We start from the raw sequence: 23,620 nt of genomic DNA, 5'->3' as shown, positions 1-23,620 counted from the left end.
GCGTGTGGACTTCTTCCCCGGAAATGCACAGTGTTTCCATTGGACGGTATCCGGGATTGAAGAGGAATTTGAGTTTGAACTTGCGGGCGACGCCGAGGCCCAGTTCACGTCCTGGCTGCTTGCCGGCTCGGAGCTTCCTACTCCCGCGCAGGCCGCAAGCATGGTCACGCAAGCGACAGTCACCATCGCATGGAACACACGTGAGAAAAAACATTGAGACAACAGGGTCATGGGAAGACAGTTGATGAGGCTAGATAGCTCAACGCGGCCGGGGCAGAAAAGGTTTCAAAATAATCAGAAAAATTGCACCGCAGTCATTTCGGCCATAAAAAAGCCGCCTCGGGTTTCCCCGGGGCGGCTTTCAGATCTTCATAAGAAACTGGCGTTAAGCCAGCCTCAAATTAGAACGTGTGGCGAATGCCAGCTGCGTAGCTCGTGGTGCGACCGATGGTGCTGCCTGGCAGAACCACAACGGCAGCAGCTGCCAACTTGTCATAGGCCTTGGTGCTCAGGGCGCCTGCGTACAGAGTCGTGCGCTTGCTCAAAGAGTACAGAGCTTGGACACCGTAGCCGGTGCTCTTGCCCAGATCGTCACCCTTGGACTGTGCATAGCCAGCGCTCAGGGTCGTAGCACCCAGAGGCACCGCAACGCTCAAGCTCCATTCCTTTTGAGCAGCCATCGAAGCGCCTGCGACGATGTCTTTGTACTTAGCACGGTTGAAACCAGCGCCGACCTTGGCAACACCAAAGTCATAAGCAAAGTTCAACAGGGTGTTCTGCAGAGCAGGCTTCAACGTTGCCGTGCGGGCACCTGCTTCAGACTGATAACCGCCAGAAACCAGCAGAGGGCCGTTAGCGTACTTCAGGTTAGCCGATACCGTCTTGCTTGCGCCAACAGTAGCAGTCTTGTCTTCACCGAAAGCATACATGAACGAACCGCTGAAGCCGCCGAAGTTAGGGCTGCTGTACTTGATGCTGTTGTTGAAACGGGTATTGAAACCAACCCAGGTCGTGTTACGACCCAGCAGCGAAGCTGCAGCAGCAGTTGCGCTACCAGTGCTGGTAGAAGTAGGAGCGACTGCACCCAGAGGAGCACTGAAAATCTTGGCAACGTCAGTTGCGGCAACACCGTTGTTGGTATTCGATGGATCGAAAATCGTTGCACCCATCATGGCGTGATCAGCAGACACGTCATCATAAGAGCTGGAGTTACGACCGATCACCAGGGTACCGAAGCCACTGGAAACACCCACGTTGGCGCGACGGCCGAACAGCAGGCCGCCTTGAGCGGAAGAACCAGCGTCGAGGTTGATACCGCTTTCGAGGTTACCGATGATGGCAGTGCCGCCGCCGATGTCTTCGCTGAAGCGAATGCCCCAACGCGAACCGTTCAGGCCGCCGGAGTCAATTTTGGTCTGGGTCAGATTTTGAATGGTGCCAGGAGCGCCGCCGATACCGCCGACAGCATCTTTATTGCCGACAGCGGTGTTGGTCTTGAAGCTGCCGAAGTTAGCGTCGAGCAGACCGTAAATGGTCACGGTCGACTGAGCTTGTGCTGCACCAGCCATTGCGCCGAGTGCGGCCAAAGCGATAAGGGTCTTTTTCATTGAGAGTTTCTCCAAGGTTAAACATAGGGCTCCGGCACGGGGACCATTTGCGGACTTGCGTCCTCGTGGCTCCACCAGAGACCCGGGCCAACCCCCTTTCGGGAAGTTGGCTCTATTGCACCAGACTGAGCTTCAATTCGCAAAGGAATGCCCAAAAAAACCGACAACTCGTTGTGCTCAAACCACAAACAGACGGCAACCAGTGGAAAAGAAACAACGCCTGCAAAAGCCGGGGATTCCCTCTTGCCCAAAACCCGCTTTTTGCCCTATCGCAGCATTTACCAATAAAAAAGCCGCTTCAATGAAGCGGCTTTCCAGGAAACCCGCGGAGGCGGGTTCAGGTTCAGGTCAAACTGGATCAGAACGTGTGGCGAATGCCAACGCCGTAGGTGCTGGTCTTGCGCTCGGTTGCGCCGCCGGTTTCCTTGCCGGTCTGGATGCCGGCGTACAGGTTGGAGCGCTTGGACAAGGCATACAGGGCAGCCACACCGTAGCCGGTGCGCTTCAGGTCGGGAGCGCCGGCCAGCAACGTGCTCTTGGAACGGGCATAGCCACCGGACAGCGTCAGGGCGCTGCTCACAGGGAAGTCCAGGCCGATCTGGTATTCCTTGGTCTTGTCTGCGGCCACACCGGTGATCGGGGTGGCGCCGTTCTTCACATTACCGTAAGCGCCCAGCAGCTTGACCACGCCGAAGTCATAGGAACCGTTCAGTTGCGTGTACTTGACCGCGGTGGCGGCACTGGTGGTTTTTTCGGTCTGGTAAGCCAGCGAAGCGCCGATCGGGCCGTTCGCGTAAGCGACGTTCATGCTGATGATTTTGCCGGCGCCGACAGCGGCGGTCTTGTTTTCGCCAAAGCTGTACATGCCGGCAGCGGAAAAGCCGCCGAAGTTGGGGGTCTCGTAGTAGATCGAGTTGCCGGGACGATCCTGGTAGCTGTTGCTGGCCCACACGCTGGTGGAAGGCGCGAACAGCAGCGAGTCAAAGCCAGCAGCGCCCGAGCCCTTGACCATGTCGTAGGGGGTCCACATCTTGCCGAGCTTCAGTTCACCGAAGCCCCCGGAAACGCCCATCCATGCCTGGCGACCGAAGACCGCCGTGGAGACCGTGGTGGTGTAGGGGTTGGTGTAGTTGTTGGCGGCGCCGGTGCTGGGGTCAAAGCCGGCTTCCAGCAGGAAGTTGGCTTTCAGGCCGCCGCCGAGGTCTTCAGAACCCTTCAGGCCGAAACGGCTGGTCTGCAAGCCGCCGCCACTACCGGAGAAAGGATGTGGAACGTTGACACCGGACTGGCTGAGGTTGTTGTCCTTCACGGTACCGACCCATGCGTCCACGAGACCGTAGATGGTCACGGTGGATTGCGCGGACGCCACGCCGGAAACGGCCAGCACTGCCAGGGCAACTAGGCTTTTTTTCATCATTAAAAATCTCCAAAAAGGTGGAAACACATAAAAAGGACGCTGATATTCAAAGGGCTTTCTGATCGACCCCAGAGCCGATTTAATCGATCTGTCACACATCACACAAAGCCCTTATCGCTCCATTAGCAAAATTCACGCCCGATTGTTGGCACCTGACCACACTGCTAGGTGTCATGCCGTACCAGCCCCACCAGGGAGCCGTCTCCGGCCGGATATGCCCTTCGATGTTGCCTGAACACACCAAAATGGCGCTTTTTTCCATAAGCGCATCGTTTTGGTGAACACGCGCTGGCCGGGGCCGGCGGCCGCGTTTTCGGCGCTCCATGCCAACCAGAGGCATCGCAACGGGGGCGGTGCACACTCGAAACTGCCCAGGCACCCCGTGGGGCTGTGGCTCACGTACCACGGCTTGGCCAAAATAGAGACCAAGCCCTAAGCGGCGTTCGCGCAAACGAAAACCACCCCCGGACACGACGCGCGCACCACCATCCCCAGAGGGAAGGGGCGGGAAATGACGGACTTGACCGGCTTTTTCCCGGGCTTTGCCCTGGCACCAAAAACTTCGGGTTTTCCCCTGTCGCGAAAGTGATACCCCCCGTAGTGACACTCTTTACGGCTCACGGCATCGCCATTAATCTTTCCTTCACAAAGACGGCCTGCCAGGGTAAGGACGGGCGTCAAAATTTCCCGCCATTCAGCGCTTTTTTTAATTACAACTCCTGGAGACTCCATGAAAAAACTGACCCTCGTTGCAACTGCGATCATGGGACTTTTGTCCACCTCGGCCGCCATGGCGCAAAGCACCGTGACCGTCTACGGCATTCTTGATGCAGGCTTCAACCACGTGAGCGGTCTGCGCCAGGGCTCCGTGAGCACGATTGCCAGCGGCATCATGGAAGGCTCTCGTTTCGGCCTTCGCGGCACGGAAGACATCGGTGGCGGCTACAAGGCCATCTTCACCCTCGAAAACCGCCTCGAGCTGGACACCGGCTCCGTGACCAACCGCCCGAACTCCGGCACCCAGATGCCTGATCGCGTCTCCACTTCGGTGGCTGCTGGTGTGGCGGGCCTCCCCCTTCCCGTCGCAACCCGCGACTTGCTGATCGCCGGCGTGAATAACACGCTCGCCACCGGCGGATTCGGCGTGAACATTGCCGGAAACCTCTTTGATCGCCAGGCCTACGTGGGCTTGGTCACCCCTTTCGGCGCCTTCACGGCCGGCCGCCAGTACACGCCCGGTTACCTGGTGGCCGCGCAGTTTGACGCTTCGCAGACCCAGTCCAGCCTGGCCGCCGGCCAAGTCGCCAGCCTGCCCGCCGCATTCGACATCCGCCTGAGCAACACGCTGCAATACGCAATTCAGACCAGCGGCGTCACCGCATTGCTGATGTACGGTGCCGGCGAAGTCGCGGGCAGCAACTCCGCAAGCAGGTTCTGGGGTGGCATGGTCACTTACAAGGGCGACGGTTTCTCCGTGGGCTATGGCCACAATGGCAAGAACAATGAGCTGGGCCAGAAATCCCTGACCAACGACCTGATCGGCGCCACCGTCGACATCGGCCCCGGCACCCTGTACGGCCAGTACGCCACCATCAAGGACGACAATCCAAGCGGCATCTCCACGATTGGCGCTTCTGTCACCGCCTCCACCGGCAGCGCGGTGGTCGGTACGGCGTTCCAGAATGCCTACAACGCCGCCTTCAGGCAAGACGCCAGGCTGATGCACATCGGCTACCGCCTCACCACCGGCCCACACACCTGGGTTGTGGCCTTCAACCGCCTGGATGACAAGCGCACGGTGAACGCCGATACCGACTCCTACGGTTTCACCTACACCTACGCGCTGTCCAAGCGCACCAACTTGAACGCCGTGCTGACCCGCTTCAACAACAAGGGCCAGGGCCAGGTCGCACCAGGCGGCAACGGCTTCCTCGGCGGCGTGACCTCCGCGGCCGGTGTTGGCTCCACCAACATCGCCCTGGGCATCCGCCACACGTTCTAAACCGGAACCCCGCCCGGATCCAATCCGGGCGCGTCACGAAAAAGCCCCTTCACAGGGGCTTTTTTCATGGGCGTTTGCATGCCGGGAGTCCGGCGCTAACATGGCGCCATGACCACCGCACTCGACACCGCCCTGAATGCCGCCGACGGCGCCTTGCGAACTCTTTTTGCCGCCCCCCGCGCCAGCCGCGCCTGCCCTACCGTACCCGGCGAAAAGACCGAGCTGGCGCTGCAGGACAAGGCCTTGTCGGGCGCGCTGATGCGGGTCAACCATGTGGGAGAGGTCTGCGCGCAGGCCCTGTACGCGGCGCAGGCGCTGGGCACCCGCGACCCGGCACTGCGCGAGCATTTCCTGCAGGCCAGCCGCGAGGAAGGCGACCACCTCGCCTGGACCAAGGCCAGGCTGGATGAACTGGGCGCCCGCCCCTCGCTGCTCAACCCGCTCTGGTACGCCGGCGCCTTCGGCCTGGGCCTGGTCGCAAGCCGGTTGGGCGACCGCATGAGCCTGGGCTTTGTCGTTGAGACCGAGCGCCAGGTCGAGGCCCACCTGGCCGGCCACCTGGAGCGCTTGCCGCTGGGCGACCACGAGTCGCGCGCCATCGTGGCGCAGATGAAAGACGACGAGGCCCTGCACGCGAGGGACGCCGAACAGGCCGGCGCCCTGCAGCTGCCGGAGCCGGTCAAGGCGCTGATGCGCTCGGCCGCGCGCGTCATGACGACGACGGCGCATTACATCTAAAGCCTAAAGCCTCAGCCTGGGCTGCAAGGCCCTTAAACCTCCAGCACCTCAAAGCTGGTGGTGATGTCCGCAGTTTTCGCCAGCATGATGGTGGCCGAGCAATATTTGTCGTGGCTCATGGCCACCGCGCGCTCCACGGCGCTGGCGACCAGGCCCTTGCCCGTCACCACAAAATGCATGTGAATTTTGGTGAACACCTTGGGGTCCACGGCCGCCCTTTCAGCGCTCAGCTTGACCGAGCAGCCGCGCACGTCCTGGCGGCCGCGTTTGAGGATCAGCACCACGTCATAAGCGGTGCATCCGCCCGTGCCGGCCAGCACGGTCTCCATGGGCCGGGGCGCCAGGTTGGCGCCGCCGTTTTCAGGCTTGTCCGCGTCGGGCGCGCCGTCCATCACCAGGGTGTGGCCGCTGCCCGTTTCGGCGAGGAAGCTCATGTTCGAGCGCGATCCCGTGTTGGCGCTGTTGCCTGTCCAGCTCACCGTGCATTCCATAAACTCCGCTCCTTATGCATAAAATTTATAACTAAACCGTGAAAAATGTTGAGTTTGCGCCACAAGATATTGTGCAGCGCAACATCGCTCCGCTATACTGAAATCATCGCATCAATACTGATCGCCCACAGCGTCACAAGGTATTTGGTGCCACTGGTTGTCTCCTCCACCTCCTCTAAGGGTGGATTTACAGGCCCAGACCGCAAGGTCTGGGCCTTTTTTCTTGGCGGCACTCCTGGCCCACCGGCGTCTTGCGGCGTTTTTTCTCGCGCCACTATGATGTCAGGCTGCGAGAAAAACATGCCCACTCCGACCAAAACCGCCAAAAGCCTCCCCAAAACAGCCCCTTCCGGCAAGCCGCTCACCCCCGCCGACTACCTGAAAAAGATTCTCACGGCGCGGGTCTACGACGTGGCCGTGGAATCCAGCCTTGAGCCCGCCAAAAACCTGGGCCTGCGCCTGAAAAACACCGTGCTGCTCAAGCGCGAAGACCAGCAGCCCGTGTTCAGCTTCAAACTGCGCGGCGCCTACAACAAGATGGCCCACCTGAGCCCGGCCCAGCTCAAGAAAGGCGTGATCTGCGCCTCGGCCGGCAACCACGCGCAAGGCGTGGCGCTCAGCGCGCAAAAGCTCGGCACGCGCGCCGTCATCGTCATGCCCACCACCACGCCGCAGCTCAAGGTCGACGCGGTTCGCGCCTGGGGCGGCGAGGTCGTGCTGCGCGGCGACAGTTATTCGGACGCCTACGCGCACGCCGTGGTGCTCGAGAAAAAACACGGCCTCACCTTCGTTCACCCCTTCGACGATCCGGACGTTATCGCCGGCCAGGGCACGATCGCGATGGAAATCCTCATGCAGCTGCAAAGCCTGGGCTCCAGCCGGCTGGACGCCGTGTTTGTGGCCATAGGCGGCGGCGGGCTGATCTCCGGCGTGGCCAACTACATCAAGGCCGTGCGGCCCGAGATCAAGGTCATCGGCGTGCAGATGAACGACTCCGATGCCATGCTGCAGTCGGTCGGCGCCAAAAAGCGCGTGACGCTGAGCGACGTGGGCCTGTTCGCCGACGGCACGGCCGTCAAGCTGGTGGGCGAGGAGACCTTCCGCATCAGCCGCGAACTGGTCGATGAATTCATCACCGTCGATACCGACGCCGTCTGCGCCGCCATCAAGGACGTGTTCGTCGACACGCGCAGCATCGTCGAGCCCTCGGGCGCGATGGCCGTGGCCGCCGTCAAGCAGTACGTGGCCAGCCACAAGACCAAGGGCGAGACCTACGCCGCGATTTTGTGCGGCGCCAACATGAACTTCGACCGCCTGCGCTTTGTCGCCGAGCGCGCCGAGGTCGGCGAAGAGCGCGAAGCCCTGTTTGCCGTGACGATTCCCGAAGAGCGCGGCAGCTTCCGGCGCTTTTGCGAAGTCATCGGCGAGCTGCCCGGCGGACCGCGCAGCGTGACCGAGTTCAACTACCGCATCAACGACGACGCCAAAGCCCATGTCTTCGTCGGCCTGACCACCTCGGCCAAGGGAGAAAGCGCCAAGATCGCCAGCAATTTCTCGCGCCACGGCTTCAAGACCCTGGACCTCACGCACGACGAGCTCGCCAAGGAACACATACGCCACATGGTGGGCGGGCACAGCGCGCTGTCCAAGGAGGAGCGCCTGCTGCGCTTCATATTCCCCGAGCGGCCCGGCGCGCTGATGAAGTTCCTCTCCAGCATGCGGCCGGGCTGGAACATCAGCCTCTTCCACTACCGCAACCAGGGCGCCGACTACGGCCGCATCCTGGTGGGCCTGCAGGTGCCCAAGGCCGACAACAAGGCCTTCAAGGACTTCCTTGACACCCTGGGCTACCCCCACGTCGAGGAAACCGCCAATCCGGTTTACCGGCTCTTCCTGCAAAGCTGACGCGCACCCTCCATGAACCCGCAAGGCGCACCCTCGGCAAAGCCCGCAGCGGCCAACACCTCGGTGTGCCCGCGCTGCGGCGCCGGCCTGCGCTGCGGCATGGTGGCGGGCGATGCCGAATGCTGGTGCGTGCAGTTGCCGCACGTCATGCCGGTGCCCAGCGAACGCACCCCATCATCGCAAGGCAGTGCGCTGTCCTGCTTCTGCCCCGCCTGCCTCAAGCTGATCACCGATGAACGCTCCCGACTTTCCACCCCTGATCCTGCCCGCGATTGAGCCCACCGCCGACCTCCCGCTGGAGGCCAGGCTGCGGCACAAAATTGCTCACAAGACCAAGCCACTGGGCGCGCTCGGCCGGCTTGAAAGCCTGGCGCTGCAGCTGGGCCTGATCCAGCACAGTGAAACCATCGCGCTGCGCGAGCCCCAGATGGTGGTCTTCGCGGCCGACCATGGCATCGCCGCCGAAGGCGTTTCCGCCTACCCTCAGGCCGTCACGGTGCAGATGGTCGGCAACATGCTGGCCGGCGGCGCCGCCATCAACGTCTTCGCGCGCCAGCATGGTTTTGCCCTGCAAGTGGTGGACGCCGGCGTCGCGGCCGAGCTCGCGCCGCACCCGCAGCTGCTCCAGCGCAAGATCGCGCCGGGCACATGCAACGTCCGCCACGAGCCCGCCATGACGGCCGCGCAGGCGCGCGCCGCCTTGCAGGCCGGCATGGACATCGTGCGCCAACTGCCCGGCAATGCCGTCGCCTTCGGCGAGATGGGGATTGCCAACACCTCGGCCGCCGCCCTGCTGTTCGCGCGGCTGGCGAGCGTTGGCATAGACGAGGCCACGGGCCGTGGCACCGGCCTGGACGACGCGCAGCTTGCGCACAAACGCCAGGTGCTGGCACAGGCGCTGGCCCGCCATGCCGGCGCCGTGCAACCCCTAGCAGCGCTGGCCGCCCTGGGCGGCTTTGAAATCGCCATGATGGCCGGCGCCATGCTGCAGGCCGCAAGCGAGCGCCGCGCCGTGCTGGTTGACGGCTTCATCGCCGGCGCCGCCGCGCTCGCGGCCAGGGCCCTGGCGCCCGCCGCCCAGGACTACATGGTGTTCTGCCACCGCGGGGACGAACACGGCCACCGCCTGCTGCTGGCTCACCTCCAGGCCGATCCGCTGCTGGACCTGGGCCTGCGCCTGGGCGAAGGCACGGGCGCGCTGCTGGCCTGGCCGCTGCTGCAGTCGGCGGCTGGTTTCCTCAACGAGATGGCCAGCTTTGACTCCGCCGGCGTGAGCGGCCGCGAAGACGCCTGAAGCGCAAGGGGCACCGCATGACCGCCATCGCCCAGTTCATCCGCGAGTACCTGCTCGCCGTCCAGTTCTTCACCCGCATCCCCATCACCGGGCGGCTGGCTGACTGGGTGGGCTACAGCCCCGAACTGCTGCGCGCCAGCGCCGGGCACTTCCCGGGCATAGGCATCCTGGCCGGCGCTTTTGCCGCCGCCCTGTACGCCCTGGTGCAGGCCCTTTTGCCCGACACCACCTTCACGCCGCTGGTGGCCGCCGCGCTGTCCACCGCCGCCACCGTGCTGCTGACCGGTGGTTTCCATGAAGACGGCCTGGCCGACACGGCCGACGGCCTGGGCGGCGGCCATGACAGGGAGCACGCGCTGCAGATCATGAAAGACTCGCGCGTCGGGGCCTTCGGCGCCATGGCGCTGGTGCTGGCCGTACTCGCCAAGGTCTCGCTACTGGCGATCCTCGGCTCGGTCGAAGGCGCGCCCACCGGCTGGGAAGAAGCCCCCTTCGCCAGCTGGTACATCTGCGCGGCGCTATGGACGGGCCACGTCGTCTCGCGCGGCCTGCCGCTGCTGCTGATCTACCTGCTGCCGCACGTCGGCGACACGGCCGCGTCCAAGTCGAAGCCGCTGGCCGACCAGATCTCGCCGGGCGCACTGCTGGTCGGCTTTGCCTGGTGTTTTCTCGCGCTGGCCCTGGCCGCCCTCGCGCTGGACGCCCTGAACCTGATCGTCGCCTGCAGCTTTGCCCTTCTGGCCCTGCTGTGGATGGGCCGGATGTTCAAGCGCCGGCTGCAGGGCTTCACCGGCGACTGCCTGGGCGCGACCCAGCAGGTCTGCGAGATCGCTTTCTACTTTGGCCTGGCCATCAGCCTGTGACCAGGACAAGCACCAAGCCATGAAACTCTGGCTGGCCCGCCATGCAACGCCATTGGTGAATCCCGGCATCTGCTACGGCCGGCAGGATGTTGCAGCCGATGTGCCTGCCACCGCCAACTGCGCGCAGGCGCTGGCCAGCTTGCTCCCCGTCGGCACCCGCGTTACCCACTCCCCGCTGCAACGATGCGCGCAACTGGCGCGAGCCTTGTGCGAACTGCGGCCCGACCTGGCGTGCGAAACAGACCCACGGCTGCAGGAAATCGACTTCGGCGCCTGGGAAGGCCAAGCCTGGCAAGACATCGCCCCCGCAGAACTGCAATCCTGGACAGACGGCTTCGCCGAATACGCCGTGGGCGGCAGCGGTGAAAGTACAAGCCAGGTCATGGCACGTGTCGCCGCGGCCTTTGACGAACTGCGGGGCCAGGCAGACACCTTGTGGATCACGCACGCCGGCGTCATACGCGCCGTGGAACTGATCGCGCGCGGCACGCGTCAGATCACCAGGGCCGACGAGTGGCCTGTTGAAGCGCCGTCCTACGGCCAATGGTGCACACTCGAGCTGGAAACACCCTCTTAAAACCCAGACAAGGCACTAAAAAATGGCAGCAACCCTGGATGGTCAGCTCGTGGTGGCGATCTCGTCGCGCGCGCTGTTTGATTTTGAGGAAGAAAACCTCGTCTTTGAAACCGGCATGACGGCCGCGCCGCCGCCCGGCGTCAAAAAAGACGCGGCCTACATGAAGCTGCAGCTCGAACGCCTGGACGTGCCGGCCAAACCCGGCGTCGCCTTCTCGCTGGTCAAAAAGCTGTTGGCCTTCAACGACGCGCCCGAAAGCGCCGGCGAGGCCGCCAGCCCCGCGGCGCCCGCCCAGCGCGTGGAGGTCGTGATCCTGTCGCGCAACGACCCGGTCTCGGGCATGCGCGTGTTCCGCTCGGCCCAGCACTACGGCCTCAAGATAGAGCGCGGCACCTTCAACCGCGGCGAAGCGCCCTGGCGCTACCTCAAGCCGCTGCACGCCAACCTGTTTTTGTCGGCCCACCTGAGCGACGTGCGCGACGCGCTGGCGGCGGGCGTGCCGGCCGCACAGGTCTACCCCCATTCGGTGCGCGCCAGTGACGCCCACCCCAACGAAGTGCGCATCGCTTTCGACGGCGACGCGGTTCTGTTCTCCGACGAGGCCGAGCGCGTGTTCCAGGCCCAGGGGCTTTCCGCCTTCCAGCAGCACGAGCGCGACAAGGCTTCGCAGCCGCTGCTGGCCGGCCCCTTCAAGCCCTTGCTCGAAGCGCTGCACCGGCTGCAGCAGGTAGGCACCTCGCACATGCGCATACGCACCGCCCTGGTCACCGCGCGCAGCGCTCCGGCGCATGAGCGCGCCATCCGCACGCTGATGGAGTGGAACATCGAAGTCGACGAGGCCATGTTCCTGGGCGGCCTGGCCAAGGGCGAGTTCCTGCGCGAGTTCGAGCCCGACTTCTTCTTTGACGACCAGACCGGCCACGTCCATTCCGCCGCCCAGCACGTGCCCTCGGGCCATGTGGCCAGCGGTGTTTCGAACCAGCTTTCCTGAATCTGAAAACAAAAACCGCCCATATGAACCAGACACCTTCCCCCGGCCTGCTCGCCAAATTCCGCGCTGTCCGGCGCTTGGCGGGGCGCATAGTGGCGCTGGCCGCACCCTATTTCCGGTCCGAAGAAAAATGGAAAGCACGCGGCTTGCTGCTGGCCATCGTGTTGCTCAACCTCGGCACGGTCTACATGGCGGTGCAGTTCAATGACTGGTACCGCGTGTTTTACGACGCGCTTGAAAAACGCGACCAGACTGTCTTCTGGCAGCAGATGGGCCGCTTCAGCTACCTGGCCTTTGGGGCGATCATCATCGCCGTCTACAAGTTCTACCTGACCCAGTTACTGCAAATGCGCTGGCGCGCCTGGATGACACGCGACTACCTGCGCCGCTGGCTGTCGCACCATGCCTTCTACAAGATGGAGCTGGCGCGCTATTCCGCGGCCACCGACATCAACGGCAGCCCCGACAACCCGGACCAGCGTATCCAGGAAGACGTGCACTCTTTCACCACGTCCACGATCTCATTGAGCATGGGCGTGCTCAACGCGGTCGTGACGCTGGTCAGTTTTGTCGGCATCCTCTGGACACTGTCGGGGCCGCTTGGATTCACCCTGGGCGGCAGCAGCTACAGCATCCCGGGCTACATGGTCTGGGCCGCGGTCGCCTATTGCCTGGTCGGGAGTGTGCTGGCTCATTACATCGGCAGGCCGCTGATCAAGCTCAACTTCATGCAGCAGCGCTACGAGGCCAACCTTCGCCATCATCTGGTACGGGTTCGCGAATACAGCGAGCCCATCGCGCTGGACCATGGCGAAGCTGTAGAACGCGGCCAGCTCGACGGGCGCTTCTCGACAGTGCTGGCAAATTACCTGAACCTGATAGGCGCCAACAAAAAACTCATCTGGTTCCAGAGCTTCTTCGGCCAGGCCGCCGTAATTTTTCCCTTCTTTGTCGCGGCACCCCGCTTCTTCAGCGGGGCGATCCAGCTCGGCCAGCTCATCCAGATTTCCTCTGCCTTCGGCAAGGTGCAGGATTCGCTGAGCTGGTTTGTGGACAACTACGACACGCTCGCCAGCTGGCGCGCCACCACCGACCGCCTGACCAGTTTTGAAGACAGCATGATCGCGCAGACAAAAGACAATGAAGCGCTTGTCACCACACCATCAACCGAACTTGGGTCCACCGGCCTCAACCTCGCGCTGCCCACGGGTGCCATGCTGCTGGCGGACATGTCGCTGAAGGCTCACACCGGCGACCACATTCTTCTCAAGGGTCCCTCGGGCAGCGGCAAGTCAACCCTGTTTCGCGCTTTCGCCGGCATCTGGCCTTTTGCCAGCGGCAGCATCGCGAAACCTGCAAACGCGATGTTCATTCCCCAGCGCCCCTATTTCCCCAATGGCTCCCTGCGCGATGCGCTGGCCTACCCCGAGCCCGCCGCGGCTTACAGCGACGAAGCCCTCAAGCAGGCGCTTGAGGAAGCCCTGCTGCCCGACCTGGCCTCGCGGCTTGACGAGGAAAATGCCTGGAGCCAGAAACTCTCGGGCGGCGAGCAGCAACGCCTGGCGATCGCACGCGTGCTGCTGAAAAAGCCCAAATGGATTTTTGCCGACGAAGCCACCAGCGCACTCGACGAAGCCGCCGAAAAGACGCTGTACGAGCGCCTGCTCGCGCTCGTGAAATCGTCAGGAGGCTCCATCATTTCGATTGCCCACCGGCCCAATGTCGCCGTCTTTCATGACAAACAGTGGACGCTGGAGAAGCAGCCCCCGGGCTCTGCCGCCCTGTACCGCCTGACGGCCAGCCAGCTCCCCGGAGGAAGCGCCGCGAATGCCTGAAGAAATGTCCAAACCGGCTGCGCCGGAGCCCGCCGACCTCTCCGCCTGGGCGCCCATCAAGCGCCCGGTGTTCCGCATGCTGTGGAGCACCTGGCTGGTCGCCAACATCTGCATGTGGATGAACGACGTGGCGGCGGCCTGGATGATGACCTCCATGACCACCTCGCCGATCTGGGTGGCGCTGGTGCAGTCGGCCTCCACCTTGCCGGTGTTTTTGCTGGGCCTGCCCAGCGGCGCGCTGGCCGACATCCTGGACCGGCGCCGCTACTTCATCATGACGCAGTTCTGGGTGGCCGGCGTGGCCACGCTGCTGTCCATCACGGTGATCTCGGGCGTCATGACGCCGGCCCTGCTGCTGGCGCTGACCTTCGCCAACGGCGTGGGCCTGGCGATGCGCTGGCCGGTGTTCGCCGCCATCGTGCCCGAACTGGTGCCGCGTGTGCAACTGCCCGCCGCGCTGGCGCTCAACGGCGTCTCCATGAACGCCTCGCGCATCGTCGGCCCGCTGGTGGCCGGCGCGCTGATCGCCGGCGCCGGCACTGAATACGTCTTCGTGCTCAACGCCGTGCTGTCGGTGGTCTCGGGTTTTGTCATCATGCGCTGGCGGCGCGACCATGCGCCCAGCCCGCTGGGGCGCGAGCGCCTGGTCAGCGCCATGCGCGTGGGCCTGCAGTTCGTCGGCCAGTCGGCGCGCCTGCGCGCGGTGCTGCTGCGCATCGCCATCTTCTTTTTCCATTCCACCGCCCTGCTGGCCCTGCTGCCCCTGGTGGCGCGCGGCCTGCACGGCGGCGATGCCGGCACCTTCACGCTGCTGCTGGCCTCCATGGGTGCCGGCGCTATCGTCGCCGCGCTCAACCTGCCGCGGCTGCGCCAGATGATGCCGCGCGACGTGCTGGTGATGCGCTCCACGCTGCTGCAGTCGGTCTCCATGGCGGCCATGGCCTATGCGCCCAACGCCTGGGTGGCGGTACCGGCCATGGCGCTCAACGGCATGGCCTGGATCACCTGCGCCAATTCGCTCAGCGTCTCGGCCCAGCTCGCCCTGCCCGACTGGGTGCGCGCCCGCGGCATGTCGATGTACCAGATGGCCATCATGGGCGCCAGCGCCGCCGGCGCCGCGCTGTGGGGCCAGGTGGCCACGCTGAGCAGCGTCTCCACCGGCCTGCTGGTCGCTGCCGCCAGCGGCACCGTTGTGATGCTGGTGGCAAAGCACCTGGTGTCCGACCTCAGCATCGAGGAAGACATGACTCCCTCGCGCCAGTTCAAGGCGCCCGTGGCCGAGGAACCGCCCGGCGTGGGCAATGTGGTGGTGACGATTGAATACCTGGTGGACCCGGCGCGCGCCGACGACTTCCGCGCGCTGATGCAGGAAAGCCGCCGCAGCCGCCTGCGCCAGGGCGCACTCGAGTGGGAACTGCTGCGCGACGTGAACCGCCCCGGCCGCTTTGTCGAGCAGATCGTCGACGAATCATGGACCGAGCACCTGCGCCGCTTCGACCGCGTGACCGCCAGCGACGTGGCGCTGCGGGAGCGCAAGCTGGCGTTTCATATCGGCGAAGAGCCGCCGGTGGTTTCGCGATGCGTCGTCGAAAGCCTGGTGAGGGTCTGATTTAACTCCTTCCCCCTCTGGGGGAAGGTAGGGATGGGGGCCAGCGGCGTGCGATTCATCAACCTGCCGGCCAGATCAAACAGCCCCCATCCCAGCCTTCCCCCAGAGGGGGAAGGAGCAGGAATCCTAAGCGGACGCCGCGTAACGCTCAAACCCGCGTGCGCGCAATTCACAAGCCGGGCAAGTCCCGCAACCGTAACCCCAGGCATGTCGGTGCACACGGTCACCCAGGTAGCAGGTGTGCGTATGTTCCACGATCAGCTTCACCAGCGCCTCGCCGCCAAGCGAATGCGCCAGCCGCCAGGTATCCGCCTTGTCTATCCACATCAGCGGCGTCTCGATCAGGAAACGTTTGTCCATGCCCAGCGACAGCGCCAGTTGCATGGCCTTCATGGTGTCGTCGCGGCAATCGGGGTAGCCTGAGAAATCGGTTTCGCAGACGCCGGTGACCAGCACCGGCAGGTCGCGCCGGTAGGCCAGCGCTGCCGCCAGCGTGAGGAACAGCAGGTTGCGCCCCGGCACAAAGGTGTTGGGCAGGCCCGAGCTTTCCATCTTGAAGGCCACGTCGCGGGTCAGCGAGGTGTCGCTGACCTGGCCCAGCACCGCCAGGTCCAGCAAATGGTCTTCGCCGAGCTTGTGGGCCCACTGCGGAAACTGGCTCTTGATTTCGCGCAGCACATTGAGGCGCGCTTCCAGCTCCACCTTGTGGCGCTGGCCGTAGTCGAAGGCCACGGTTTCGACGCGTTCGTATTTGGACAATGCCAGGGCCAGGCAGGTGGTGGAATCCTGCCCGCCGGAAAACAACACGAGTGCGGAAGTGTGCATGCCGGTTACCTCCTTGCCTTAGATCAGCTTTCGCTTGGCCAGGCTTTGCATCAGCGCCGAGATGCCGAAGGTCCAGGGCGCGGCCTTGTCGGAAGTCGTCACGCGGTTGACCAGGCTGCCGAGCTGCGGCGTGGCCACCGTGACCTCGTCACCGACCACATGGGTAAAGCCCTGGCCGGGGCCATGGCGATCCTGCGTGGGCGCGAACATGGTGCCCAGGAAGAGCATGAAGCCGTCGGGGTACTGGTGGTTGGCGCCTATGGCCTGGGCCACCAGGTCCAGCGGGTCTCGGCTGATCTTGCTCAGCGAGCTGCCGCCCTTCATCTCAAAGCCCTCGGGGCCGGTCACCGTCATGTTCAGGTCGCTGCGGCGCACGTGGGCGATGTTGAACTTGTCGTCGAACAGGCGGATGAAAGGGCCGATGGCGCAGGAGGCGTTGTTGTCCTTGGCCTTGCCCAGCAGCAAGGCGCTGCGGCCTTCGAAGTCGCGCAGGTTGACGTCGTTGCCCAGCGCCGCGCCCACCGTCTCGCCGCGCGAATTGACGGCCAGCACGATTTCAGGCTCGGGGTTGTTCCAGTGGCTGTGCGGGTGTATGCCGACCTCGGCGCCCGTGCCCACCGCGCTCAGCGGCTGGCTCTTGGTGAAGATCTCGGCGTCGGGGCCTATGCCGACTTCCAGGTACTGCGACCACACGCCCTGGGCGATCAGCACTTCCTTGAGTTTGTCCGCCTCGGGCGAGCCGGGCTTGATGCTGCTGAGGTTGTCGCCGATCACGCCGACCACGGCCTTGCGCACCGCCTCGGCCTTGCTGGCGTCGCCGCGCGCCTGTTCTTCAATCACGCGCTCCAGCATGGAGGCCACAAAAGTCACACCCGCCGCCTTGAGCGCCTGCAGGTCGCAGGGCGCCAGCAGCCAGGGCAGCGCGGGCTTGCGCGCATCGGCCGCGGAATTGGCCAGCACCTCGGCCGTGCCCGCCAGGCGCGGCAGCGAGGACGCGGCGGCGCGCACGGCCTTGGCCACACCGGGCAGTTCCAGCAGCTGGCTGGCCGTGGCGGCCACGCTGGACAGGTCGAAGACGCTGTCGGGCGTGACCAGCGCCAGCACGGGCCCGGTGCCCTCCACCCACACACGCCCGACCAGCAGGGCATCGGCGGCATCAACAGGCAGGGCGGAAGCAAGGCTCAAGGAGTTTTTCATGATGAAGGAATGGGGTTTGCGGAAGGGAACGATGCGCCCAAAATCGGGCCCAGGCCGCCAATACTACAGGGGTCGGGCGGCCGTCGGCGCCGCTACACTGAAATGTCCCCGCCCTCATAGACAGCCCCACCCCACCCTCTGATAACTATGCCCCTCAACCCTGAACAAATCACGCAGGCCGCCACGGAGTTGACCGCCCGGCGAAAAAGCGGCCAGCCCGGCCCACGCCTGCCGGAAAGCTGCCGCCCGCTGGACCTCGAAGACGCCTGGCAGGTGCAGCAGGCCGTCACCCTCGGCCTGGGCCAGGCGGTGGGCAGCTGGAAGGCCTCTCCACCCAGCCCCGGCAAGCTGGTGATGGCGCCGATTTACCGGCCCGCCATCAGCCGCGCCGCTATCTGCACCGTGGCTTTTCCCGCCGACAGGGACCTGGACGGCGTGAAGGTCGAACCCGAGCTGGCCTTTGTGCTCGCCAAAGATTTGCCCGCGCGCGAGCAGCCCTATACCGAGGCCGAGATCGACGCAGCCGTGGGCGCCGTGCATGCCGCGCTCGAAATCTGCGCGAGCCGAAATGCTGGCCGACGGCCTGGTCAACAACGGCCTGTGGCTGGGACCTGAGCTGGCGGCGCCCGAGGCTGCGGCCTTTGAACTGAGCTGGCAGGCCGGCAGCCACCCCGCCCAAAAAGCCCAGGCCAAACACCCCAACGGACACCCGCGCGCGCCGCTTTACTGGCTGGCGAATTTTCTGCGCGAGCGCGGCCTGGGCCTGAAAGCCGGGCAGGCCGTCATCACCGGCTCCTATGCCGGCGTGCTGACGGTGCCGGTCGGTCAGACGGTCACATTTGATTACGCAGGGCTGGCCCGCTTTGCGGTGGAATTCCGGCGGGGTATATAGGTCTGGAAATGGCCGCTAACAGCCGCTAATGCCGCCGCGGCTTGCTAAGCTGTACACCCTTGTTCTTTTCCCCAGCGGAGACCCCATGCGAGCCATTCACCACCCGCAGTTTTTGCAACTCCATCAGTCACCCGGCAGTATCCTGCTGTTGCCCAACGCCTGGGACGCAGCCAGCGCGAAACTCTTTGAAGCATCCGGCGCCGCGGCCGTGGCCACCAGCAGCGCTTCGCTCGCCTGGGCTTGCGGTTATGCCGACGGCGGCGCGTTGCCGCCGGACGAACTGCTGCATGCGGTCAGCAACATCACCCGTGTCCTGAAGGTGCCGCTGACGGTCGACATGGAAGATGGTTACAGCACCGACCCGGCCGAGGTGGGCCGGCTGGCAGCCGCGGTGGCGTCGGCCGGTGCCGTGGGCATCAACCTCGAAGACGGAAGCGGCGCGCCTGCGCTGCTGGTGGAAAAAATACGCGCCATCCGTACAGCGCTCAAAGGCACGCCGCTGTTCATCAATGCCCGCACCGACGTCTACCTGCGCAAGCTGAAAGTCGATAGCACCCCGGCCCAGGCCAGCATCGCCCGCCTGAAGCTGTACCAGCAGGCCGGCGCCGACGGCGCCTTTGTGCCTGGCCTCACGGGCATACCCGAAGTGGAAGAAATTTGCGCGGCCGTCAGCATGCCGCTCAACCTGATGGCCATGCCCGGCTTGCCGGCCGTCGCCGCGCTACAGGCGGCCGGCGTGCGGCGCCTCAGCGTGGGGCCCGCCCCTTTCCAGGTGGCCTATGAACACGCCCGGACCAGCATCGAGGCCTTGCTCAAACAAGACCTGTCGCCGCTGCTGGGGGCCAAGCTGGACTATTCGGCCATGAACGCCTTGCTCGCGGCCCGCTGATCCAGCCCATTCGCTCCCGAACATCGCCTGACTCCCCCTGGGATTCAGGCGATTTTTCATGGATTTCATCTTTTTGGAAGCAGGTGTCACAAACGGCAAAGCTGGATCGTCAATACGGTGTGACACCCAACTTTTAATCATTTTTTAAAGGAAACACCATGACTGCCTCCACCACCATCGCTACCGCCGCCAACACCGCGCCCGTCCGCATTGACCTCGCCATTCCCGACGTTTTCCCCGCCTTGCTCAAGGTCAGTGAAACCATAGCCGCCCAGGGACTCGACAAAAAACTTCAGCACCTGATCCACCTGCGCGCCTCGCAAATCAACGGCTGCGCCTTCTGCGTGAAGATGCACCTGCGCGAAGCCCGTGAAGACGGCGAAACCCAAGACAGACTGGACCGCCTCGTCGTCTGGGCCCACGTCAACGACTTCAGCGAAGCCGAGAAAGCCGCACTGGCCTGGACGGAAGCCCTGACCACGCTCGACCACAAGACCGACTACGCCAGCCTGCGCGGCCGCCTGCGCCAATCGTTCACCGACAAGGAAATCGGCGCGCTGACCGCTAACATCGGCATGATCAACCTCTGGAACCGCATCCAAGTCTCTGCACACTAAGGTTCGTCATGGAAAACATCGACCCCACCGCCGTGTTTGAAGAAAGGCGCAGGCACCTGTTCGGCCTAGCCTACCGCATCCTCGGTTCGCGGGCCGATGCCGAAGACGCCGTGCAGGACGTCTTCATCAAGTGGCTGGCGGCCGACCACGCCGGCATCGCGACGCCGGCCGCCTGGCTCACCACCATCTGCACGCGGCACTGCATAGACATGCTGCGCGACGCCCAGCGCAGCCGGGTCGACTATGTCGGCACCTGGCTGCCCGAACCGATCCAGACCCGCACCGACGAAACGCCCGAAACCCACGCGCTGCTGGCCTCGTCGCTCAGCATGGCTTTTTTGCTGCTGCTGGAGCGGCTCACGCCCAAGGAACGCGCGGCCTACCTGCTCCACGAGATTTTTGACACGCCCTATCCCGACATCGCCGAGATGCTGGACATGGAAGAAGCCGCCTGCCGCAAGCTGGTCTCGCGCGCCAGCGTCAACATCGCCCAGGGCAAGGTGCGGCACGTGACGCCGCCCAAGGTGCAGGACGACCTGCTCAGCGCCTTCCGCGAAGCCATCAGCGCCGGCAGCACCGAAGCGCTCGCCGAGCTGCTGTCCGACGACATCGCCGTCTGCGCCGACAGCGGCGGCAAGGTCAGCTCCATCGAAGGTGTGGTGCAGGGCAAGGGCAGCGTGCTCACCCTCATCGCCACTCAGCTGGCCCAATACTGGGCCGCCTACGAATGGCTGCCTTGCGAGATCAACGGCGGCCGCGCCATCCAGCTGCGCGCGAACGACGGCGAAATCGCCGCGGCCATCACCTTCGCCTACAACGACGAAGGCAAGGCCACCAACATCTACATCATGCGCAACCCCGACAAGCTCGACGGCCTGCATTTCGGGCCTGAAGCACTGGCATGAGCAGCGCACCCACGGGCTGGGCAGCCCTGCTGACCGGCGTCAATGCCGTGCGCACGCTGGCCCTGGTCGGCGGCGTGGCCCTGCATGCCATCAACCTCTACATAGGCACGACCATCCTGCCGTCCGTCGTGCGCGACATCGGCGGGCTCGAGTTCTATGCCTGGAACACTGCGCTCTTCGTGGTGGCCTCCATCATCAGCGCCGCCATGGCGATGCAGGTGCTGGGCAAGCTTGGGCCGCGCTTTGCCTATGTGCTCGGCGCCGCGATCTTTGCGGTGGGCTCGCTGGCCTGCGCGCTGGCACCGTCCATGCCCGTGATGCTGGCCGGGCGCGTGGTGCAGGGCTTTGGCGGCGGCCTGCTGCTGGCCCTGCCCTACGCCATGATCCGCCTGCTGTACGACGAAGCCTTGTGGTCCCGGGCGATCGGCCTGCTGTCGGGCATGTGGGGCGTGGCCACCCTGGTCGGGCCGGCCATAGGCGGTGTGTTTGCCCAGATGGACGCCTGGCGCATGGCCTTTGGCGCACTGATTCCGGCGGCGGCGCTGTTCACGCTGCTGGCCGTCTGCGTGATTCCCCGGCGCAACACCGGCAGCAGCCCGGCGTCGCCGGTGCCTTGGGTGCAGCTCTTTTTGCTGGCCGGCGCGGTGTTTGCGGTGTCCGCCGGCAGTGTCAGCCCGCAGATGGCCTGGAATGCCGGCGGCGTGGCAGTCGCGATAGCGCTCAGTGCCTTGCTGGTCATGGTCGACAAGCGCGCCGCCAAGCGTTTGCTGCCTAAAGACGCCTTTAGCCCCGGAGCGCTGGGCGCGCTTTATCTCGCGATGGCGTTGCTGGCCATGATGGTCACGTCCACGGAGATTTTTTCGCCGCTGTTTTTCCAGGTGCTGCACGTGCAGACGCCACTTGCCTCCGGCTACCTCGCCGCCATCATGTCGGCGGGCTGGACCTTGGGTTCGCTCATCAGCTCCAGCGCCACCGGCGGCCACGCCAGGCTGGCGATCCGCATCGCACCGGTGCTGGCACTCGCGGGCCTGGTGGGCATGGCGGTGCTGATGCCCTCGCCCAGCGACGGCAGCTGGCAAGTGCTGGCCCCGATCTGCATCGCCATGGTGGCCGTGGGTTTTGCCGTCGGCATCGCTTGGCCGCACCTGAGCACCCGTGTGCTGCAGATCGCGCCGCAGGGCGAAGAAGACCTTGCGGCATCTTCCATCATGACGGTGGAGCTGTTTGCCACGGCCATGGGCGCGGCGCTGGCCGGCATGTTGGCCAACCTGGGCGGGCTAAGCAGCCCCGGCGGGGTGCCGGGGACGGCCGGCGCGGCCCAGTGGCTCTTCGCCGTGTTTACCCTGGCGCCCGCGCTGTGCCTGCTGACCTCGCGGCAAACTGCCAACCCAGGCTCGCCCGCCACCAGGCAGACAACCGGGAGCACCGCATAGGGTGCGCCGGCTGCGCTGAGGTATTACTTGCGCGAACGGAGCGCGTCCACGCTCCAGGCACCGCCGCCGGCAGCGGCAAAGAACAGAAACACAAAGCAGAACAACACAGCCGACTCGCCGCCGTTCAGCATGGGCGACTGCACAAAACCTTTGGATGCATGGCCGATGAAATAAGCAAATGCCAGCAGGCCCGACAGCACAAAGGCCACAGGGCGGGTGAAGAGGCCGACCAGCAGCAACGCACCGCCAAAGAGTTCCAGGATGCCGGCAAAGCCGATCAGCGACATCACCTGCAGCCCGTCGAAATAGGCCACGTGGGGAAAGCCCAGCAGCTTGGCCGTGCCGTGCTGAATCAGCAGATAAGCGGAAACAATGCGAAGCACCGACAGTGCGCGTGAAGTCAATTGGTCGTTCTGGGCAAAAGCCATGGGATTCCCTCCGTTAAAAGGGAGTCTGAGAGGCCTGCCGTGAAAAAGTTCAGCGCGGCTGCGCAAGTTTCTGGCGCGGCCTGGCCGAAGCTACTGAAGGGCCTGCGGCCGGCGCCGCGCTTTTCTCGGCCAGCAACTGCACCAGGTGCTGGCGTATCACCGAGGTGATGTGCTCGCGCTTGCCCTGCTCCAGCATGCCGATCAACCGCGTCGGGGGCCGGCCCGGCAGCGGCAGCACGCGCAGCAGCGCATCGTTGGCCCAGTCGGCGTTCTTGACGTGCGGCACGATGGTGATGCCCACGTTCTGGCGCACCAGTTCAATGATGGCCGACAGCGAGCTGAGCTCGAGGAAGTCCTGCGGGGCCAGGCCCAGCTTGCGCAGGGTCTGCTCTATGCGTATGCCGCTGGGCGTGCGCCTGTCGAAGCGCAGAAAGGGCTGTTCGCGCAGCAGTTTCCTGAAATCGCTGCCCGGCGGCGCGACCTGCGAACTCGCGACCACCGTCAGGGGCTCGGTGTACAGCGGCGTCCAGCGCATGCCCTTGCGCTCCTGCGGCGAGTCGTCGACGAAGATGGCGGCGTCGAGCTCGCCGCTCTGCACGCTGCGCGCCAGCCCGCTGGACTCCTGCATGACCAGCCGCACATTGAGGCGCGGGTACAGCGGTTTCATGCGGACAACGGTGTTGGACAGCAGCCCCATGGCCGTGACGATGGAGCCCACCGTCACCGTGCCGGCGATCTCGCCCTCGCCTTCCAGGCCCTCGCGCATCTGGTCGTAATAGCCGATGATTTTTTCGGCATGGGCGATCAGCGCGCGGCCGGCATCTGACAGTACGACGCCGCGCCCGGATCGCTCGAACAGCTGGGCCTTGAGTTCGGTTTCCAGCGCGCGCATCTGCAGCCCGACCGCGGCCTGCGTGAGCGCGACGCGGTCGGACGCCGCGGCGAAAGAACCGCCTTGCGCCACAGCGAGAAAGGTCCTCAAAAAGCGGATGGTGCTCACACGCGACCGGCCTCAATACAAAAGAATAACTTTATCATCTCACAACATAATATAGATATATTTTTTAAACTGGATGGAGAACAATCCGCCCTAACAGGGTTGTGT

24 protein-coding genes are annotated in these 23,620 nt (G+C 64.4%); 17 read left to right on the top strand and 7 right to left on the bottom strand.

Annotated features, from left to right (window positions below):
* Positions 1 to 4: 4 nt before the first annotated feature.
* Entirely contained in the window at positions 5 to 217 is a 213-nt protein-coding gene (locus AC1D0O_RS04645; protein ID WP_477652383.1) for a hypothetical protein, read from the top strand.
* A 184-nt stretch (positions 218 to 401) separates the two neighbouring features.
* On the opposite strand, the gene AC1D0O_RS04640 is transcribed toward AC1D0O_RS04645, so the two are convergent.
* Together AC1D0O_RS04640 and AC1D0O_RS04635 are read right to left on the bottom strand one after the other, a co-directional pair.
* Positions 402 to 1,607: a porin gene (locus AC1D0O_RS04640; protein WP_477652382.1), complete on the bottom strand. Its 1,206-nt coding sequence runs from the start codon at positions 1,605 to 1,607 to the stop codon at positions 402 to 404.
* A gap of 358 nt (positions 1,608 to 1,965) precedes the next feature.
* Positions 1,966 to 3,024, bottom strand: a complete 1,059-nt coding sequence (locus tag AC1D0O_RS04635; RefSeq protein ID WP_477652381.1) for a porin — start codon at positions 3,022 to 3,024, stop codon at positions 1,966 to 1,968.
* Between the two features lie 730 nt (positions 3,025 to 3,754).
* Between AC1D0O_RS04635 and AC1D0O_RS04630 the strand changes: the two genes are divergently transcribed.
* Positions 3,755 to 5,026, top strand: a complete 1,272-nt coding sequence (locus tag AC1D0O_RS04630) for a porin (protein ID WP_477652380.1) — start codon at positions 3,755 to 3,757, stop codon at positions 5,024 to 5,026.
* Between the two features lie 108 nt (positions 5,027 to 5,134).
* Positions 5,135 to 5,764 carry a 2-polyprenyl-3-methyl-6-methoxy-1,4-benzoquinone monooxygenase gene (coq7, locus tag AC1D0O_RS04625; protein ID WP_477652379.1) on the top strand — a complete coding sequence of 210 codons (630 nt, stop codon included), beginning with the start codon at positions 5,135 to 5,137 and terminating at the stop codon, positions 5,762 to 5,764.
* A 32-nt stretch (positions 5,765 to 5,796) separates the two neighbouring features.
* Here coq7 and AC1D0O_RS04620 read toward each other — a convergent pair whose 3' ends face one another.
* Positions 5,797 to 6,255, bottom strand: a complete 459-nt coding sequence (locus AC1D0O_RS04620; RefSeq protein WP_477652378.1) for an OsmC family protein — start codon at positions 6,253 to 6,255, stop codon at positions 5,797 to 5,799.
* A gap of 300 nt (positions 6,256 to 6,555) precedes the next feature.
* On the opposite strand from AC1D0O_RS04620, the gene ilvA reads away from it, so the two are divergent.
* Genes ilvA through AC1D0O_RS04580 form a run of 8 tightly spaced genes read left to right on the top strand, consistent with a single transcriptional unit; the run spans position 6,556 to position 15,329 of the window.
* The gene (gene ilvA, locus AC1D0O_RS04615) at positions 6,556 to 8,160 is read left to right on the top strand and encodes a threonine ammonia-lyase, biosynthetic (protein ID WP_477652377.1); all 1,605 of its coding nucleotides are present in this window, start codon (positions 6,556 to 6,558) and stop codon (positions 8,158 to 8,160) included.
* A gap of 12 nt (positions 8,161 to 8,172) precedes the next feature.
* On the top strand, positions 8,173 to 8,436 hold the full coding sequence (locus tag AC1D0O_RS04610; protein WP_477652376.1) for a cysteine-rich CWC family protein: 264 nt from the start codon (positions 8,173 to 8,175) through the stop codon (positions 8,434 to 8,436).
* Complete coding sequence (gene cobT / locus AC1D0O_RS04605; RefSeq protein ID WP_477652375.1) at positions 8,393 to 9,454, top strand: nicotinate-nucleotide--dimethylbenzimidazole phosphoribosyltransferase; 1,062 nt, start codon at positions 8,393 to 8,395, stop codon at positions 9,452 to 9,454. The genes AC1D0O_RS04610 and cobT overlap by 44 nt, the downstream gene beginning before the upstream one ends.
* A gap of 17 nt (positions 9,455 to 9,471) precedes the next feature.
* Entirely contained in the window at positions 9,472 to 10,317 is an 846-nt protein-coding gene (locus tag AC1D0O_RS04600) for an adenosylcobinamide-GDP ribazoletransferase (protein WP_477652374.1), read from the top strand.
* A 19-nt stretch (positions 10,318 to 10,336) separates the two neighbouring features.
* Positions 10,337 to 10,894: a histidine phosphatase family protein gene (locus AC1D0O_RS04595; RefSeq protein ID WP_477652373.1), complete on the top strand. Its 558-nt coding sequence runs from the start codon at positions 10,337 to 10,339 to the stop codon at positions 10,892 to 10,894.
* 22 nt (positions 10,895 to 10,916) lie between these two features.
* A complete protein-coding gene (locus tag AC1D0O_RS04590; RefSeq protein ID WP_477652372.1) occupies positions 10,917 to 11,885 on the top strand; it encodes a 5'-nucleotidase in 969 nt (322 codons plus the stop codon).
* A gap of 23 nt (positions 11,886 to 11,908) precedes the next feature.
* A complete protein-coding gene (locus tag AC1D0O_RS04585) occupies positions 11,909 to 13,720 on the top strand; it encodes an ABC transporter ATP-binding protein/permease (RefSeq protein WP_477652371.1) in 1,812 nt (603 codons plus the stop codon).
* Positions 13,713 to 15,329, top strand: a complete 1,617-nt coding sequence (locus AC1D0O_RS04580) for an MFS transporter (protein WP_477652370.1) — start codon at positions 13,713 to 13,715, stop codon at positions 15,327 to 15,329. The genes AC1D0O_RS04585 and AC1D0O_RS04580 overlap by 8 nt, the downstream gene beginning before the upstream one ends.
* 126 nt (positions 15,330 to 15,455) lie before the next feature.
* Here AC1D0O_RS04580 and queC read toward each other — a convergent pair whose 3' ends face one another.
* Both queC and AC1D0O_RS04570 read right to left on the bottom strand, forming a co-directional pair.
* On the bottom strand, positions 15,456 to 16,154 hold the full coding sequence (queC, locus tag AC1D0O_RS04575) for a 7-cyano-7-deazaguanine synthase QueC (RefSeq protein ID WP_477652369.1): 699 nt from the start codon (positions 16,152 to 16,154) through the stop codon (positions 15,456 to 15,458).
* A gap of 18 nt (positions 16,155 to 16,172) precedes the next feature.
* A complete protein-coding gene (locus tag AC1D0O_RS04570) occupies positions 16,173 to 17,351 on the bottom strand; it encodes a fumarylacetoacetate hydrolase family protein (protein WP_477652368.1) in 1,179 nt (392 codons plus the stop codon).
* Between the two features lie 147 nt (positions 17,352 to 17,498).
* Between AC1D0O_RS04570 and AC1D0O_RS04565 the strand changes: the two genes are divergently transcribed.
* From AC1D0O_RS04565 to AC1D0O_RS04540, 6 genes are all read left to right on the top strand, one after another.
* Positions 17,499 to 17,966: a hypothetical protein gene (locus AC1D0O_RS04565; protein ID WP_477652367.1), complete on the top strand. Its 468-nt coding sequence runs from the start codon at positions 17,499 to 17,501 to the stop codon at positions 17,964 to 17,966.
* Positions 17,920 to 18,243 carry a hypothetical protein gene (locus AC1D0O_RS04560; protein WP_477652366.1) on the top strand — a complete coding sequence of 108 codons (324 nt, stop codon included), beginning with the start codon at positions 17,920 to 17,922 and terminating at the stop codon, positions 18,241 to 18,243. The genes AC1D0O_RS04565 and AC1D0O_RS04560 overlap by 47 nt, the downstream gene beginning before the upstream one ends.
* A gap of 85 nt (positions 18,244 to 18,328) precedes the next feature.
* Positions 18,329 to 19,132: an isocitrate lyase/PEP mutase family protein gene (locus AC1D0O_RS04555; protein ID WP_477652365.1), complete on the top strand. Its 804-nt coding sequence runs from the start codon at positions 18,329 to 18,331 to the stop codon at positions 19,130 to 19,132.
* 158 nt (positions 19,133 to 19,290) lie between these two features.
* Positions 19,291 to 19,749, top strand: coding sequence for a carboxymuconolactone decarboxylase family protein (locus AC1D0O_RS04550; protein WP_477652364.1), 459 nt, complete (start codon positions 19,291 to 19,293; stop codon positions 19,747 to 19,749).
* Between the two features lie 8 nt (positions 19,750 to 19,757).
* Positions 19,758 to 20,654 (top strand): RNA polymerase sigma factor SigJ, encoded by an 897-nt coding sequence (gene sigJ / locus AC1D0O_RS04545; RefSeq protein WP_477652363.1) that lies wholly within the window; start codon positions 19,758 to 19,760, stop codon positions 20,652 to 20,654.
* Positions 20,651 to 22,087, top strand: coding sequence for an MFS transporter (locus AC1D0O_RS04540; RefSeq protein ID WP_477652362.1), 1,437 nt, complete (start codon positions 20,651 to 20,653; stop codon positions 22,085 to 22,087). The genes sigJ and AC1D0O_RS04540 overlap by 4 nt, the downstream gene beginning before the upstream one ends.
* A 23-nt stretch (positions 22,088 to 22,110) precedes the next feature.
* Here the strand turns inward: AC1D0O_RS04540 and AC1D0O_RS04535 are convergent, their stop codons facing one another.
* Together AC1D0O_RS04535 and AC1D0O_RS04530 are read right to left on the bottom strand one after the other, a co-directional pair.
* Positions 22,111 to 22,515, bottom strand: coding sequence for a DoxX family protein (locus tag AC1D0O_RS04535; protein ID WP_477652361.1), 405 nt, complete (start codon positions 22,513 to 22,515; stop codon positions 22,111 to 22,113).
* A gap of 49 nt (positions 22,516 to 22,564) precedes the next feature.
* Positions 22,565 to 23,515, bottom strand: a complete 951-nt coding sequence (locus AC1D0O_RS04530; protein ID WP_477652360.1) for a LysR family transcriptional regulator — start codon at positions 23,513 to 23,515, stop codon at positions 22,565 to 22,567.
* Positions 23,516 to 23,620: the final 105 nt, after the last annotated feature.

The sequence above is a fragment of the Polaromonas sp. P1_F2 genome (assembly GCF_056405735.1).
Note: the sequence above shows the minus strand (reverse complement) of the source record. Positions and strands in the feature narration are given on the sequence as shown.

What these genes read in the sequence shown, in the direction of transcription:
- AC1D0O_RS04640 (WP_477652382.1), bottom strand. Translation starts at nt 1,607, where the DNA reads ATGAAAAAGACCCTTATCGCTTTGGCCGCACTCGGCGCAATGGCTGGT.
- AC1D0O_RS04635 (WP_477652381.1), bottom strand. Translation starts at nt 3,024, where the DNA reads ATGATGAAAAAAAGCCTAGTTGCCCTGGCAGTGCTGGCCGTTTCCGGC.
- AC1D0O_RS04630 (WP_477652380.1), top strand. Translation starts at nt 3,755, where the DNA reads ATGAAAAAACTGACCCTCGTTGCAACTGCGATCATGGGACTTTTGTCC.
- coq7 (WP_477652379.1), top strand. Translation starts at nt 5,135, where the DNA reads ATGACCACCGCACTCGACACCGCCCTGAATGCCGCCGACGGCGCCTTG.
- AC1D0O_RS04620 (WP_477652378.1), bottom strand. Translation starts at nt 6,255, where the DNA reads ATGGAATGCACGGTGAGCTGGACAGGCAACAGCGCCAACACGGGATCG.
- ilvA (WP_477652377.1), top strand. Translation starts at nt 6,556, where the DNA reads ATGCCCACTCCGACCAAAACCGCCAAAAGCCTCCCCAAAACAGCCCCT.
- AC1D0O_RS04610 (WP_477652376.1), top strand. Translation starts at nt 8,173, where the DNA reads ATGAACCCGCAAGGCGCACCCTCGGCAAAGCCCGCAGCGGCCAACACC.
- cobT (WP_477652375.1), top strand. Translation starts at nt 8,393, where the DNA reads ATGAACGCTCCCGACTTTCCACCCCTGATCCTGCCCGCGATTGAGCCC.
- AC1D0O_RS04600 (WP_477652374.1), top strand. Translation starts at nt 9,472, where the DNA reads ATGACCGCCATCGCCCAGTTCATCCGCGAGTACCTGCTCGCCGTCCAG.
- AC1D0O_RS04595 (WP_477652373.1), top strand. Translation starts at nt 10,337, where the DNA reads ATGAAACTCTGGCTGGCCCGCCATGCAACGCCATTGGTGAATCCCGGC.
- AC1D0O_RS04590 (WP_477652372.1), top strand. Translation starts at nt 10,917, where the DNA reads ATGGCAGCAACCCTGGATGGTCAGCTCGTGGTGGCGATCTCGTCGCGC.
- AC1D0O_RS04585 (WP_477652371.1), top strand. Translation starts at nt 11,909, where the DNA reads ATGAACCAGACACCTTCCCCCGGCCTGCTCGCCAAATTCCGCGCTGTC.
- AC1D0O_RS04580 (WP_477652370.1), top strand. Translation starts at nt 13,713, where the DNA reads ATGCCTGAAGAAATGTCCAAACCGGCTGCGCCGGAGCCCGCCGACCTC.
- queC (WP_477652369.1), bottom strand. Translation starts at nt 16,154, where the DNA reads ATGCACACTTCCGCACTCGTGTTGTTTTCCGGCGGGCAGGATTCCACC.
- AC1D0O_RS04570 (WP_477652368.1), bottom strand. Translation starts at nt 17,351, where the DNA reads ATGAAAAACTCCTTGAGCCTTGCTTCCGCCCTGCCTGTTGATGCCGCC.
- AC1D0O_RS04565 (WP_477652367.1), top strand. Translation starts at nt 17,499, where the DNA reads ATGCCCCTCAACCCTGAACAAATCACGCAGGCCGCCACGGAGTTGACC.
- AC1D0O_RS04560 (WP_477652366.1), top strand. Translation starts at nt 17,920, where the DNA reads ATGCTGGCCGACGGCCTGGTCAACAACGGCCTGTGGCTGGGACCTGAG.
- AC1D0O_RS04555 (WP_477652365.1), top strand. Translation starts at nt 18,329, where the DNA reads ATGCGAGCCATTCACCACCCGCAGTTTTTGCAACTCCATCAGTCACCC.
- AC1D0O_RS04550 (WP_477652364.1), top strand. Translation starts at nt 19,291, where the DNA reads ATGACTGCCTCCACCACCATCGCTACCGCCGCCAACACCGCGCCCGTC.
- sigJ (WP_477652363.1), top strand. Translation starts at nt 19,758, where the DNA reads ATGGAAAACATCGACCCCACCGCCGTGTTTGAAGAAAGGCGCAGGCAC.
- AC1D0O_RS04540 (WP_477652362.1), top strand. Translation starts at nt 20,651, where the DNA reads ATGAGCAGCGCACCCACGGGCTGGGCAGCCCTGCTGACCGGCGTCAAT.
- AC1D0O_RS04535 (WP_477652361.1), bottom strand. Translation starts at nt 22,515, where the DNA reads ATGGCTTTTGCCCAGAACGACCAATTGACTTCACGCGCACTGTCGGTG.